The sequence below is a fragment of the Martinezella rhizogenes genome, assembly GCF_027460065.1.
Classification (GTDB): domain Bacteria; phylum Pseudomonadota; class Alphaproteobacteria; order Rhizobiales; family Rhizobiaceae; genus Agrobacterium; species Agrobacterium rhizogenes_C.
In genome coordinates this window covers 24,431-38,001 of the sequence record NZ_JAPYZZ010000026.1, presented here as the reverse complement: position 1 = coordinate 38,001, position 13,571 = coordinate 24,431, and the positions used below count along the sequence as shown (strand labels likewise).

The following is a 13,571-nucleotide window of genomic DNA, read 5'->3' as shown; positions in this document are numbered from 1 at the left end:
AAGCATTACCCCTTTACTGCGCCAGCCGCGATACCGCGCACGAACCAGCGGCCGGACAGGAAATAGATGGCGAGCGGAATGATCGCGGTCAGGATTGTCGCCGCCATGTTGACGTTGTAGGTCCGCTCGCCCATCGTGGTGTTGACGATATTGTTGAGTTGCACGGTCATAGGCAGGTTGTCACGCCCGGCAAAAACAAGACCAAGCAGGAAATCGTTCCAGATGCCGGTGAACTGAAGCATAGAGACCACGGCCACCATCGGTACGGCGATCGGCAGCATGATCTCGAAAAAGATGCGCCAGAAGCCGGCGCCGTCGACGCGAGCCGCCTTGCAGAGCTCCTCCGGCACGCTGACGAAATAATTGCGGAAGAGCAGCGTCACCAGCGGCAGGCCGAAGATGACATGCACGAAAATGATGCCGGCAAGCGAATTGTATAGGTCGATATTCGCCATCACCCGGACCATCGGATAGAGGAAGATCTGGTAGGGGATGAGGCCGCCGGCCATCAGCAGGCCGAAGAGCAGATTTGCCCCGCGCGGCCGCCAGAGCGACAGCGCGTAGCCGTTGACGGCGCCGATAAAGACCGAGAGCGTCACCGCGGGAAGGGTGATCGCCACCGAATTCCAGAAGCCGCTGCGAATGCCGACACAGACGGTCCCCATGCATGCGCCCGACCAGGCGGTCGTCCAGGCGGAAAAATCGAGCGCCGCCGGCAAGGCGAATATCTGCCCGAGCCGGATTTCCTCCATCGACTTCAGCGAGGTGACGACCATGGTGTAAAACGGCAGAAGAAAGAAAAGTGCGGCAACGACCAGGAAGGCATAGAGGCCGATGCGCCCGGCAGTGATCTGTGCCGGCTTCGGGCCGTTTGGATGAGGACCGGCCATCACGCGGCTCCCTTCGCTCTGTAGCGCATGTGCATGACGTAGCGAAACGGTGCTACTGCGATGATCACACCGAGGACAAGCACCGTCGCGCCGGCGGTGGCGAGGCCGAGGTTCTGGCGACCAAACAAATTATCCATGATGAATTTCGCTGGCACCTCCGTCGCATTGCCGGGGCCGCCATTAGTCATGGCGACGACGATGTCGTATGTCTTTATCACCCCCATGGCGAGCAGCATGCCGGCTGCCGCCAGCGCCGGCCCGAGCTGCGGTAGAACGATCGAGACATAGATCCGCCAGACGGGAATGCCGTCTATCCGCGCCGCCTTCCATTGCTCGCCTTCGATACCGCGCATGCCGGCGAGCGCAATGACCATCACCAGCCCAGCGCCCTGCCATACGCCGGCAAGCACCAGCGCATAGATCGCCATGTCACGATTGACCACCCAGTCGAGGACAAAACTCTCCCAGCCGAGCGACCGCACGCTCGCCTGGATACCGAGCGTCGGATTGAGCATCCATTGCCAGATCAGCCCGGTTACCACGAATGACATGGCGTAGGGATAAAGAAATATGGTTCTGAAGGCGCTTTCAAAGCGGATTTTCCGGTCCAGCGCCGCGGCCAGCAGGAAGCCAAGCAAAAGGCAGCCCGCGACGTAGAGCACGCCGAAGATCAACACGTTTTGCAGCGATGCAAGCCACTTGGCGGAAGCAAACAGCTTAGAATACTGGGCAAAGCCGACATAGGTTGAAGACGGAAAGAGCGTCGAGTTGGTGAAGGACAGGCGGATCGACCAGACCATGGTGCCGACGAAGACCATGAGCGCGACGAACCAAGTCGGCAGCAGGGCGATCGTGGCGGAAAGATTGGGTTTGCGTTTGATGGGCATCGACCAACTCGTTGACGGATGAAAAGCGGGGGCATGCGCCGCCGCGCATCGCGGTCGGCAATGCGGCGTCGGATCAAGCCGACGCCGCAGGCGCTGCTCTACTCGAAGACGGCGAAGAAACTCTCGGCCGCAGAGGCCGCATCATTCGAACCACCGCTCCAGTATTCATCGATGAAATCGTCGAGCGCACCGACCTGCTGGGGAGTAAGCACGATCGCCTGATCCGGGACAATCGCACCTGCAGCCATCAGTTCGACACCCTTCTGCGCGCAGACATCCAGCTTCGACTTGTCGACGTCTATGCGCATCGGAACCGAACCCTTCTTCAAGGCGAAATCGACCTGCACCTGCTGATCCATGACGACTTCGGCGAGAAGTTTCTGCGCTTTGTCGGTCGCTGCATTGCCGGTCTTCGGGAACCAGAGGGAATCGGCGATGTAGACCATGCCTTTGGATTCCGGCACGATCATGCAGCCATAGTCCTTGCCCGGCTCCTTGCCGGCGACGGTGAATTCGCCCTTCGCCCAGTCACCCATGAACTGCACGCCGGCCTTGGCGGTGATCAGCATGGCCGTCGCGTCGTTCCAGTTGCGGCCGGCGGCACCCGCATCGACGTAGCCGCGCAGCTTGCCGAGAATTTCGAAGGTCTTCTTCACGCCGTTAGTGGAGGCCTGGCTCTTGTCCTTGCCGACATAGATATTCAGGAAGCCGTCGATTCCGACCTGCGAGAGTAGGATCATGTTGAAGACCTTGGTCTGCTGCCAGGGCTGGCCGCCCCAAGCAACCGGAACGATGCCTGCAGCCTTCAATTTGTCTAAGTCGGCGAAGAACTCGTCCCAGGTCTTGGGCTCCTCGGCGATGCCGGCCTTCCCGAAGGCTTCCTTGGAATAAAAGACCCAGCTTTCGCCATGGGCGCCGGTCGGCGCGAGATAGACCTTGCCGTCATAAGAGATGAGGTCATGGACCGATTTCGGCAGGACGTTGCCCCATTTGCCGACATCAGCGACGCCGTCGATCGGATTGAACAGGCCCTGGTTGATGAAATCTGTGGCCGCAAGACCGATGACGCCCTGTTTGGCGCTTGGCGGATCACCGGCGACGACTCGGTTCTGGAAGGCGGCGTCGGCGGCGCCGAAGCCGGCAATCGAGGAATCCTTCCAGACACCGCCTCGCTTTTCGAATTCGGTCTTGATGACGTTGAGGGCTGCCGCTTCGCCGCCCGACGTCCAGGACGACATGATCTCGATTGTCGGCTTGTCCTCAGCGCGTGCCGAAGCGAAGAGACCGGCGAATGCCACACCGGTAAGAAAAAGCTTCATCATGGTCTTCATTGTTCCGCCTCTTGAAAATGCCCTCTTTTTGGGGCGTTCATTGTCTTGGGAAGAATTGTCAGCGATAGATCGGCAGGAGTGCCTGCCGGACGAGCGTCAGGCCATTGGCGATGTCGCGGACGGGATCCGGCGCGGCATCGAGTTCGAGGATCGCCCAGCCTTCATAAGCACGGTCGCGCAGCAGCCGGATCCAGGCAGGCCAGTCGACGCGCCCAAGGCCTAAGCCGCAGAAATAGGGCTGGTGGCGTTCGTGGATATGCCTGTCGATCAGGGTCTCGGCGGGCATGGGACCGATCGCGTCCTTCCAGTGGGCGATGATCATCCGCTCATGGTGGCGATCGACAAGCTGGACGGGATCGGAGCCGGCAACGATGATATGGGCCGTATCCGGGCACATATGCACATAGGCCGGATCGGTTAGAAGCATCATCAGGTCGACATCGCGCGCTGCGGCAAAGATCGAATGCGCTTCGGTGTGCAGCGCCAGCCGTACGCCCTTAACATAGAGGGTCGCGCCTAGCCGGTTCAGGAAATCGGCGATCACCTTGGCGCGGTCGAAATCGTAAAACTGCACCGGCTGGGCGCCGAGCGTCTGGCGAAGCGGCGCGCCGATCACCATGATGTCGCTGCCGCAGGCTTTCAGGAAATCGGCATAGCGCTCCGCCTTGTCAATCAGTGCGCGCTGGGCCTCAGGCTCGGTGAAGTCGCCCGCCGCTTCCAGTTCCGCAAAGAAACCGCTGCAGAGAGTCAGGCCGCGTCTTGCCAGCTCGGCCGCAAAGGCGTCGACGGAATCATAGGTCTCGATGGCATCCTGCCAATTGAACGGAGAAAAGGTCAGCTCGACGCCGGTGACGCCGGACGCCTGGACGCTGTCGAGAATCTTGTCCCAGAAGGCACGGGGTGCGGTGCGCGCATAGTCGATGATCGCGTCATGGCTCTCGACCCCCCAGAAGCCTGGATCGAAGAACGTCACGAGATCGACGCCGAAGCGGAGCCTGTCGCTGGTAGCCATAATCCATCCATTTCTAAAGGCATGACTTACCTGCGTGCGGAAGAGCGGTTCCGCATCCAATAAATCATGAATTTTCAAAGCATCAAGAAATGGCAATCGTTTGCCATGCCTAGATGATAATCAAGCTGGTTTTTTAAGCAAGCGATTTTTGGCAAACGTTTGCTATAAATCACCGGATGCCATAGAGTTGCAATTCGAAGCGTCCGGGAGAATGAAATAAACGTGAATAAAAACAAAGATGTGGCCGTAGAGGAGCAGTCAAGCGCATTGATGGCCGACGTCGCGCGGCTTGCCGGTGTTGCCATCTCGACCGTCAGCCGAGCGCTTGCCAATCCGGGCAGAGTAAATGAAAAGACGCGCGCCAAGATCGAGGTGGCCGCGAGGCAACTCGGCTACACGCCGAATGCGATGGCGCGTGGCCTTAGGGTCGGCAAGTCCAATACGATCATGATCATCTTGCCTGGATCGCCTTACTACGGCGCATCGCAAATCATACCGCAGGTCCTGCAGAGCATCAACAAAGCCCTGATCCAGGCAGGATACAATCTGATGATCGCCAATCTCGATCGCGAAGAAGCCTCCGAGCGACATATCCTTAATCTTGCCTTCGGCGGAACGGTTCAGGGTGCCATCATCTTCTCGTCGAAACTTCCCGAGGTCGACGGGCGCTCTCCCGCGGGCGCTGGGCTGCCGATCGTCTCCATGCTGTTCGACATGAGTGAAGTCGGATTGCCGAGTGTCGTGACAAATGACCGTGAGGCGATACGTGACGCGACGACGAAACTGATCGGCCTGGGCCACCGGCGGTTCCTTTATATTGCTGGTCCAGAGGGCAACTACCATGATGTCGAGCGTTACGGCGGAGTTGTTGAGGCATTGAAGGAGGAGGGGCTTGCCGAGGAGGCCGTTTCAATATCCGGCGGTGATCTCGAATACCAGCACGGCTTCGAAATCGGTATTCGCGCGTTCGAGGACTTCATGAAGCTTTCGGTCAGGCCGACAGCCGTGATCGCGACAAGCGACGATATGGCGATCTCCTTCATGAGCCGGGTTCAACACGCGGGTCTTGCGATACCTGACGACCTCTCCATCGTCTCCTTCGACGGCTCTCCCGTCTGCGAATTCTGCTCCCCTCCACTTTCGACGATCAAACAGCCGGTGGAAGAGATGGGGCGCACGGCGGTAGATCTCCTGCTTGCGGCCATTGATCAGACGCAAAACTCGTCGCCAATGCGCATTGTCATTCGCAGCAGGCTTATCCTCCGTAAGAGCATAGCCGCTTCGAAGAGTTGAAGATGGCGCAGGCTGGTCGTACAACCTTGGGAAAAACTGCAGGCGTAGCTGCCGAGTTTAAGGGCGATGGATCGGTTCGTCTCGTGGTGGCCTCTGCCAGAGGATGCTTCATCAAATGTTCAGCCGTGCTGTCATGGGTCAAAGCCCGGGCAAGTGCTGTTAGCGCTTGCCCGGGGAAACGAGCCGACGTCGCGCCAGTCTTTCAAAAGTTCGCGGGTAGTCAGTTCTGATTGCTGGTCGGCGGTGGCTTGCATCGTCAGTTCCAAAGCGCCGAAAACAGGCACCTCGAGGGCTCCTTGGCCCGATAGCTTTACATGCGCAGAGTTCTACGCTCAGGCAAATGCTGAAGCGATTTGACATTGTCTAGAAAAGTCTGAGGTCGGACGGGCATTCCAAGAATGCTGGTTGCCGTTAAAGCCACGAGCCGCCGCCCAACGCCACGGTAGGATTTACTGGTGTATTGAACGACGAACATCCGGACTGTGGGCAATGTTCATAGACTTTCGGGATAAACGGGCGCTGTCGCCACCTTGATATGCAGGTCGATCTGACATCGTCCGGACGCAGGCGACGTGATCCGCACCAAAAGCGCAGCTTTTCACTGGAAGCCGAAATGGGATGTTGCGGTCGCCTACTTCGGTTTCATCCGCTGGTTTTTTGTTGTTCGATCGCGCGATCGGGATGCTCGCAGCCGAAGGCGTGAAGACCATCTTCTGCATGCCGACCGCAACGCCACCTACCCGGAAGTGCTGCGCGTCGATGAACGTGGCCGAACCGCCTCGCACGGTTCACGTCAGCATGCCGATACCAACAGCGCCGTCTACCGTATGCACAGCCGGCCCACTATGGAGGCAACCCGAACTTCATCGGTTGGTAGACCGATAACGAGCTGAACACGACCTCCACATCTTATTCCGAAGCGAGCGAGCGCGAATTCCGACGCTTTCTGCGCGGCCGATACGAGACGATCGACAAGCTCATCCTCGCCCACGCGACGGCAGCGTTTCAGCACGACCAGGTGGAAATCCTGTGTGGGGTAAATCCCGAGTGGTTTATCTTCCATAATCTCGGGCGGTTGGAGGATATCGACTTTCGTGGCCAGTTAGGTCAGGATCTCGATTTCCTTGGCTTCGACGTCTACCCTATGCTTTACGATGAAATGCGCCGTACTGGCGGGTACCCAGCCACGCAGGCGCTGCATCTCGACGTTTGCCGGGCCTATTCCGGCAACTTCATTGTGCCGGAGCAGGCCTCTGACTTCCGCGTGTCCTAAGCGCGACGGTACACCCGAGGGATAGTGTGAAGCCGTCGTTGATCAGGCTGGTCTCAAGGTCGCCCACGAGGAAAGGGGGATTTGGGTAGTTTATGTATTGATGACGATAGAAGTGGCTGCAGGCTATTTTACCGCGCCGCCAAGTGAGAAACCTGCTTTGAATTGACGAGACATTCCGAGAAACAGGAGGATCACCGGGAGCGAGTAAACAATCGAATAGGCGGCTATTCCACCGTAGTTGATCGAGTTCGATCCCATGAATCCGAACAGCTGAACAGGGGCGGGCTGATGCGCCAGGCGGTTGATTAAAACAACCGGCATTAGGAAATTCCCCCAGGCGTTCACGAAGCCAAAAATCGCGGAAGAAGCGAGACCGGGTCGTGTCAGCGGCAGAATAACACGGGTCAATATCTGAAACGTGCTGGCCTGTTCGAGTGCCGCGGCCTCCTCGAGTTCGACCGGTACGGCGTCGATGAAGTTTTTTAGCTGGTAGATCTGGAACGGAATAGCGGTCACACCGAGCAGAACTCCCGTCGGAATGATTGACAGCCACCCCAGCGTCGAGAACATTTTATAAACGGGAACAATCAATATCGAGATTGGAACACCAGAAAGGAACAGGATGGTCAACAAGAGGGGATTCTTGAAAGGAATGTTGTGTTTTGAGAAAACGTAGGCGGCAGTGAATGCTGCAACTGTTCCAACAACCGTTGCGACCGTTGAAATAAGGAGGCTATTGCCGAGCGCGGCAAGGTTGCTCGCCTGGATTGCAACCAGGTAGTGCTCGGCGGTAAGATCGGGAGACCTTAGCTGATTTGTTGCGCCGTGATCAACGGAGGCAAGCACCATCCACAACATCGGCAGCGCGAAAAAAGCCGTCAGAAAGATGGCTGTCGAATTTGCGACAACCCACTCTGACGTATATTTGTTCAGTCTGTTTGCTTTCTGCCCAAGGGGTGAGCGTAAAGCTGGAACGGCAGAAATATCCCGCATCGCATTAACCTTCTATAGTGAGCCTGAGGCGAAATTCTTAATTATTGCGGACGGCGAGCTTTTGTCGCCCAAACGAACATCCCGCCGAGTCCAGCGGATAGAAGTACCATCACATTGCCCAATAGAGCGGCATAACCCAGGTTGTGAAACTTAAATCCCTGTTGATAGGTATAGACGGGAAGAATATTCGTTTCGTTATTCGGACCTCCGCCCGTCATCAGATATATCAGCGTGAAGTTGCCAAACGTCATCAGCATCATGAGCAGTGCGCATGTTACGATTGTTGGTTTAAGCATCGGCAGGGTTATTCGCCGCAATGACTGAACGGAAGTGGAACCCTCCAACTGGGCGGCCTCCATCAGGTCGCCAGGTATATTGCGAAGAGCTGCGGAAAACATGGTCATAGCCAGCCCGGCCAACGACCAGGCGTTTGCAGTCGAAACTACGAACATGGCGTGCTGGTATAGAAGATCAAGGCGCTGATTGCCGGCGAGGATAGAGATGAGACCCGATTGAGCACTCGTTGCCATCCACAAAAAAGCGATGGTGGTTGGCGGCAGCGTCCAGGCAAGGATGGCGGCGGCGCTTGTTATCCATCTTATCGGGGCCGAGCATTTCTGTATTGCCAAGGCCAAGACCAATCCGAGCAATGTGGTCGCAATTGCACCCGACCCAACGACGAAAATCACGGTAAGCCAGAGTGATTTGTAGAAGATCATGTCGTTCAACATGAATATGATATTGCGTAGTCCGGTGAACCGGTAATTGACGGCGTTGACCCCTATCAGTTGGAGATTGGTGAAGCCGAGATAGACTGCATAGAGGACGGGCCCAAGAAAAAGCGTGGCAAGAAGCAACGCCGCCGGGGAGAGCAGAACGAAGCTTATGGCGTTCACACGCGGCTCGTCCAGACGCGGGCTATTCTCCGGCCGGGAAGCGATCGAACCTGCGTCCTCGGGGCCAGTCGAACGAACTGGCCCCTCGTCGGTTCTATGTGAGTACTTCGAATTCAAGGCATGGTCTCCAGGTTTTCCTCTCCCACCTGGTTCGCCATATAGGATCGCAAGATCTTTACACCCTCATCGATCGTCGTCGCGGGCTTCAGCACCATCGCCTGGGTTGCCTGCTGAAACGCATTGCCCCAAATCGGAAACTCCGCCTGGGACGGCATTCCCCTGGAGGTCGCGCTCAAATCAGCAAATGCCTTCTGGAAGGGTGATCGGCTCAGCGAGAGATAGGAATCGTCGGACTTCAAAGACTCTACGGCTGGCACAACCGCCACCCAAGCGGCGATATCCTGCATGTTCTGCTTTTCCTGCATGATTTCGATGGCTGACCAGGCGAGGTCGGGATCCGAAGGGTTCTTGGACATGGACAAGACGACCCCGTTGAAACTACTTCCGGTTCCTGGTGCCTGTCCTTCAGATGTCGGAACTTCGGCAAAGCCGATCGTCTCTTCCTTATCGTCCCAGCAAGGAGCGCATACGTTCTTGCCCCAGAACATCGGGATCCAGTTTCCAGCAAAGGAAATGCCGAACTTGTGGTCATGCATTGCCTGGGCTGGGTTGTTGGCGCCGTTGGCATCCATCATTTGTGATGTTGGCGCAAGGAGACCTTCTGTCGCCGCGGTCTTGTAGAAGTTGAGAACTTCTCGGATGCCCTTGCTATCGACGACCCATTTTTTCGTTTGGGTGTTGTAGATGGTCGGTGTGCTCGATGCGGAGAGAAGCAGGCCGGGGCCTGCGACCACGCCAAATGTGCCCTGGGCTGTTCCTGTCACGACGTAGAGGGGCGAGGCGTCCGGAGACGTTTTCTTGATCGCCCGTGCGGCGTCAAGAATGTCGTTCCAGCTTTTCGGGGACCAATCCGCAGGAAGGCCTGCCTTGCTGGTCAGAGTACGATCAAAAAGCATGCCATAGGTGTTGATGCCCTGTGCTACCGAATAGACTTTGCCATCGAACTTACCAGATTCTTTCACGGCATCAGGAACCTCCTTCCACCAGGATGCATCGGCGACCCTGTCATCGAGCGGGGCGAGAAGCTCACTGGCTGCGAATTGGCCGACGTTAATATCGAAATATTGGACAATATCCGGCTTTGTGTCCGCCGAGTTGTAGAGAAGGCTGAGTTTGGTGATGAAATCATCGTAGGTGCCGGGCACGGGGACGAGTTCCATCGTGTCACCCGGATGTTTCGCCTCAAACTGTGTTTTGATCGCTCCAAACCATTTTTCGGCTAGCTTGGGATCGGCGAACGTCCAGTTGAGTGCGAATGCAACCTTTACATTTGCAGCCTGTGCAAAGTCCAAAGGTAATATGGAGAAAGCAGTGGTGGCCATAAGTGCGGCCAGGTAGTATCGATGGAATATAGGAAGCTTGGACCTAATATTTTTTATTATTCCAGAATCGATTTGTGGTGATGTGGGGGATTGATGGCGGTTGATGCCAGATTTTTTGTCCGAGTTGATGCGCATCAGGGTGTAAATATTTCGCGCTTGCATGTGTATTTCTCCCGTTTTTGAGTTGTTCCACTAATTTTTATTGTTTGACCTGAATTTTATGCTTTTCCCGGTTTCTGAATCGAAAAGATGCAGATCTGCGGGATCAAAGACCAAATCGACCGAGTCTCCGCGCTTCACAGGAGCAAAGCTCGGAAATTTGGAATTCACTTCTGTTCCCTCGACATCGACCAAGACAAAAGTGTCCGACCCGGTCGTTTCGAGCGATGTAACAATGCCCGTTATTTTCTCGGTACACCTTGAAGGTGCATCCTTTATCCATTGGATCTCATCCGGCCGAATACCCAATTCGATCTTGCCTGACAGCCGGTCCTTCGGAAAATGACAGCCCTCCATTGAAAAATTCGTGCCGAAACAACGGATGTTGACGGTCTCGCCTGCGAGGGAAACATGAGCCGGGAGGATGTTCATGCGCGGTGAGCCGATGAACATGCCGACGACCTTGTTGGCCGGTGCACGATAAAGTTCCGCTGGCGTTGCAACCTGTAGAATGTGGCCATGATCAAATACGGCGATCCGGTGCCCCATGGTCATTGCTTCAACCTGATCATGTGTGACGTAAACGGCCGTCACACCCAGTTGCCGCTGTAGCTCGACAATCTCTGTGCGCATATGAGTGCGCAAGCTTGCGTCCAGATTTGACAGAGGTTCATCGAGAAGGAATATCCGGGGACGACGGATCATCGAACGCGCCAGGGCTACTCTCTGCCGCTGCCCACCGGAGAGTTCGCTTGGAAAGCGGTTCAGCAACGTATCGAGCCCAACAAGACTTGCTACCCTGTCAATTCCAGCCGCGACGTCAGATTTCTTATCACCACGAATCTCGGGCCCAAACGCAAGATTCTGGCGGACCGTCATATGCGGGTAAAGCGCGTAACTTTGAAACACCATTGAGATGTTGCGTCGACCAGGCGGCGTCAGCGTTACATCTTCATTCCCAAGCATGATTTTGCCGTATGTCGGGGTTTCCAAACCCGCAAGCATTCGAAGAGTTGTGGTCTTTCCGCATCCGGAAGGGCCGACGAACACCATGAACTCGCCATCTTTGATTTCGAGGTTGAGGTTTTCGATAGCGGTGTGCGTACCAAATTGCTTCCAGACATTTGCGAAAGTGACTGAAGTCATAAGCTCTCCTTCACAGGGTCAATCGACTGCTGAAACTGAATGACCTAGAGGGCAATGTGCACCGGAGCGCTTGCGCAAGCGTGCGCCGCTAATCGCTCCGGGCGCGAGACTTAGCTTCTCTCGCCCTTGATCCCCTTTTTTTGTTGAAGGCAGTGAACACTATGATCCGATATTGTGTCAATGGGATCATGTGATCCAATCAATTTATTTGTCGCTCGTCTGCGTGCCCTTAAATTGAGAGGGGCAACGTTGGCGTTCACGCAAGAGGGTGTAACTGCATGCATACTTGTCGCTGGCTTGCCCGTGCTGACGTCAATCCAGCAAATTTCGTCGAAGGCTTTTTTCTCAACCCGGTCCGGAAAGGAAGCGGGATTTTGGCAATAAGCGGAGACGCGTTCCCCCCGCCTTCGTCCCGAGCGGAAGAAACATGCTCAGGATCACTTGATCCTATTGACACATCATAGGATCATAGTGTTCACTGGTTTGAAAGCAAGGGAAACGTGCATTCGGGTGCAGTGTGGTTTCGCCAATGCTTCGTAATGCATTTTATTCGGAGCCACTTTTCCGGTTGGCAGAGCCGTATGCCGCGAATGACGCTGACTTGGGACCGACCCAGTCGGATGCCTGAAAAACGGCTGACCGCCCATCCGCGCTGCGAGGTTTGCCAATGGGGTGCTGGACGCGCCCGATGCTGGCGAGTCCGAGGTAGCTGTCGGGCATGGCTTGCGGGATAAGTAATAGAGAGGACAATATTGATGAGCGAAGCTAAATTTCGGGTAATGCACACAATGGTGCGTGTAAAAGACCTTGATAAATCAATTGATTTTTATACGCGGCTTTTGGGAATGCGCTTGTTGCGCAAGTTAGATTATCCTGAAGGCAGGTTTACACTCGCCTTCGTCGGTTATGGTCCGGAAGAGTCCCACGCGGTGATCGAACTCACCCACAACTGGGATCAAGAAACTGCTTATGAGCTTGGGACCGGCTACGGGCACGTCGCACTCGGTGTCCGGAATATCTACGGCATCTGTGATGAGTTGGCGGCGAACGGCGCCCGGATTCCCCGACCTGCAGGACCCATGAAGCATGGGACGACCGTGATTGCCTTCGTCGACGATCCCGATGGATACAAGATCGAACTGATCGATCTCGACACGACGAACTGAAGCCCCATCAAATTCTTATCAAATGCGGAGAACTGGCAAGATGACTATGGCAAATGAGACGGGGATTATCCTCGTCGCTCCCCACCGCTTCCCGAATGTAAACAGAGAACGTGCGCTCGCTGAACGCTTCGGTCGAGAGATGGTGGTTGCCGAGGATCAGGAATCTTTCAGCAGTCGCATGGCCGATGCGGAAGTGGTCATGGTCACACCCTACGCCAAGATGACGGCGAAAGAATTTGGCATGTTGCGGCGCTGCAAGGCCGTGGTGCGTTACGGCGTCGGCTACGACAACATCGATGTTGCGGCTGCAAATAACGTCGGCGTTCCCGTGACCATTGTTCCCGACACGGCGTCCGAGGAAGTCGCGTCACATGCTTTTGCGATGGGATTAAGCCTGGTGCGGCGAATCCCGCAAGGTCAGGCTGCCATCAGCGCGGGCGAGTGGGCGGGAATGATTGGTCTGGATACACCTAAACTGTCGAACCTCCAGGTTGGCATAGTTGGAATGGGTCGCATCGGGAAGCTGGTCGCCAGATGGTGGGCTGCTATCGGCGCGAAGGTCCATGCCTTTGACCCAGTGTCAATCTTTTCAGATGTCCCTGTCGCGACCCTGAAGCAGGTGTTGGAAGAGTCGGACGTCATCTCACTTCATCTGCCGCTCACCGCAGATACCCGCCACCTTATCTCGGCTGAGGTATTGGAGCGCATGCGTCGCAATGGGGTGATCATAAACGTTTCGCGCGGTGGCCTGATCGACGAGGAGGCGCTCGCCATTGCTCTTCGTGCAGGACGTATTGCCGGCGCAGGCCTCGATACGTTTGCCCAGGAACCTTTGCCGGTTGGCCATCCGTTACGCGCTGCGCCGAATACGGTCTTTACCCCTCATGTTGCCTGGCGTTCGACCACGTCACTGGATGCGTTGCAAGAACAGGCCGTGGAAAGGGCGCGGCGGGCGCTTCAGGGAGAAGCCCTTCCCGATCTGGTGACGCGGTAACGCTCTCGGTGTTTGAGAACTGCATTTGTGATTGTCGCCGACTTGGGTGCTGAAAAACGGATGCGGGTCAGGCGTCGATAAACGGAACA

The 13,571-nt window shown here is 56.1% G+C and carries 11 protein-coding genes and 1 pseudogene; 4 read left to right on the top strand and 8 right to left on the bottom strand.

Annotated features, from left to right (window positions below; translation table 11 throughout):
- Nucleotides 1–5: 5 nt before the first annotated feature.
- From O8B93_RS25450 to O8B93_RS25435, 4 genes are all read right to left on the bottom strand, one after another.
- Nucleotides 6–890: a carbohydrate ABC transporter permease gene (locus tag O8B93_RS25450; protein ID WP_269712624.1), complete on the bottom strand. Its 885-nt coding sequence runs from the start codon at nucleotides 888–890 to the stop codon at nucleotides 6–8.
- Complete coding sequence (locus O8B93_RS25445; protein ID WP_269712622.1) at nucleotides 890–1,777, bottom strand: carbohydrate ABC transporter permease; 888 nt, start codon at nucleotides 1,775–1,777, stop codon at nucleotides 890–892. The genes O8B93_RS25450 and O8B93_RS25445 overlap by 1 nt, the downstream gene beginning before the upstream one ends.
- A 98-nt stretch (nucleotides 1,778–1,875) precedes the next feature.
- On the bottom strand, nucleotides 1,876–3,108 hold the full coding sequence (locus O8B93_RS25440) for an ABC transporter substrate-binding protein (RefSeq protein ID WP_269712620.1): 1,233 nt from the start codon (nucleotides 3,106–3,108) through the stop codon (nucleotides 1,876–1,878).
- A 58-nt stretch (nucleotides 3,109–3,166) separates the two neighbouring features.
- On the bottom strand, nucleotides 3,167–4,120 hold the full coding sequence (locus tag O8B93_RS25435) for a sugar phosphate isomerase/epimerase family protein (RefSeq protein WP_269712619.1): 954 nt from the start codon (nucleotides 4,118–4,120) through the stop codon (nucleotides 3,167–3,169).
- 222 nt (nucleotides 4,121–4,342) lie between these two features.
- On the opposite strand from O8B93_RS25435, the gene O8B93_RS25430 reads away from it, so the two are divergent.
- Together O8B93_RS25430 and O8B93_RS25425 are read left to right on the top strand one after the other, a co-directional pair.
- On the top strand, nucleotides 4,343–5,413 hold the full coding sequence (locus O8B93_RS25430) for a LacI family DNA-binding transcriptional regulator (RefSeq protein WP_269712617.1): 1,071 nt from the start codon (nucleotides 4,343–4,345) through the stop codon (nucleotides 5,411–5,413).
- A gap of 618 nt (nucleotides 5,414–6,031) precedes the next feature.
- Nucleotides 6,032–6,674, top strand: a pseudogene (locus O8B93_RS25425) (beta-galactosidase); the annotation flags it as partial.
- A gap of 135 nt (nucleotides 6,675–6,809) precedes the next feature.
- Here the strand turns inward: O8B93_RS25425 and O8B93_RS25420 are convergent.
- From O8B93_RS25420 to O8B93_RS25405, 4 genes are read right to left on the bottom strand one after another with little or no spacing between them, the layout of a single operon-like run.
- Nucleotides 6,810–7,679, bottom strand: a complete 870-nt coding sequence (locus O8B93_RS25420) for a carbohydrate ABC transporter permease (protein ID WP_269712616.1) — start codon at nucleotides 7,677–7,679, stop codon at nucleotides 6,810–6,812.
- A gap of 41 nt (nucleotides 7,680–7,720) precedes the next feature.
- A complete protein-coding gene (locus O8B93_RS25415; RefSeq protein WP_269712615.1) occupies nucleotides 7,721–8,692 on the bottom strand; it encodes a carbohydrate ABC transporter permease in 972 nt (323 codons plus the stop codon).
- Nucleotides 8,689–10,179, bottom strand: coding sequence for an ABC transporter substrate-binding protein (locus O8B93_RS25410; protein ID WP_269712614.1), 1,491 nt, complete (start codon nucleotides 10,177–10,179; stop codon nucleotides 8,689–8,691). Before O8B93_RS25410 ends, O8B93_RS25415 begins: the two co-directional genes overlap by 4 nt.
- 30 nt (nucleotides 10,180–10,209) lie before the next feature.
- The gene (locus tag O8B93_RS25405; RefSeq protein ID WP_269712613.1) at nucleotides 10,210–11,322 is read right to left on the bottom strand and encodes an ABC transporter ATP-binding protein; all 1,113 of its coding nucleotides are present in this window, start codon (nucleotides 11,320–11,322) and stop codon (nucleotides 10,210–10,212) included.
- 755 nt (nucleotides 11,323–12,077) lie between these two features.
- On the opposite strand from O8B93_RS25405, the gene gloA reads away from it, so the two are divergent.
- Nucleotides 12,078–12,488 carry a lactoylglutathione lyase gene (gene gloA, locus O8B93_RS25400; RefSeq protein WP_269712612.1) on the top strand — a complete coding sequence of 137 codons (411 nt, stop codon included), beginning with the start codon at nucleotides 12,078–12,080 and terminating at the stop codon, nucleotides 12,486–12,488.
- 40 nt (nucleotides 12,489–12,528) lie between these two features.
- Nucleotides 12,529–13,482 carry a C-terminal binding protein gene (locus tag O8B93_RS25395; RefSeq protein WP_269712611.1) on the top strand — a complete coding sequence of 318 codons (954 nt, stop codon included), beginning with the start codon at nucleotides 12,529–12,531 and terminating at the stop codon, nucleotides 13,480–13,482.
- The last annotated feature ends 89 nt before the right edge of the window (nucleotides 13,483–13,571 follow it).

Excerpts from the sequence above, each read along its gene's own strand:
- O8B93_RS25395 (WP_269712611.1), top strand. The coding sequence starts at position 12,529 with ATGACTATGGCAAATGAGACGGGGATTATCCTCGTCGCTCCCCACCGC.
- O8B93_RS25410 (WP_269712614.1), bottom strand. The coding sequence starts at position 10,179 with ATGCAAGCGCGAAATATTTACACCCTGATGCGCATCAACTCGGACAAA.
- O8B93_RS25450 (WP_269712624.1), bottom strand. The coding sequence starts at position 890 with ATGGCCGGTCCTCATCCAAACGGCCCGAAGCCGGCACAGATCACTGCC.
- O8B93_RS25435 (WP_269712619.1), bottom strand. The coding sequence starts at position 4,120 with ATGGCTACCAGCGACAGGCTCCGCTTCGGCGTCGATCTCGTGACGTTC.
- gloA (WP_269712612.1), top strand. The coding sequence starts at position 12,078 with ATGAGCGAAGCTAAATTTCGGGTAATGCACACAATGGTGCGTGTAAAA.
- O8B93_RS25440 (WP_269712620.1), bottom strand. The coding sequence starts at position 3,108 with ATGAAGACCATGATGAAGCTTTTTCTTACCGGTGTGGCATTCGCCGGT.
- O8B93_RS25445 (WP_269712622.1), bottom strand. The coding sequence starts at position 1,777 with ATGCCCATCAAACGCAAACCCAATCTTTCCGCCACGATCGCCCTGCTG.
- O8B93_RS25405 (WP_269712613.1), bottom strand. The coding sequence starts at position 11,322 with ATGACTTCAGTCACTTTCGCAAATGTCTGGAAGCAATTTGGTACGCAC.
- O8B93_RS25420 (WP_269712616.1), bottom strand. The coding sequence starts at position 7,679 with ATGCGGGATATTTCTGCCGTTCCAGCTTTACGCTCACCCCTTGGGCAG.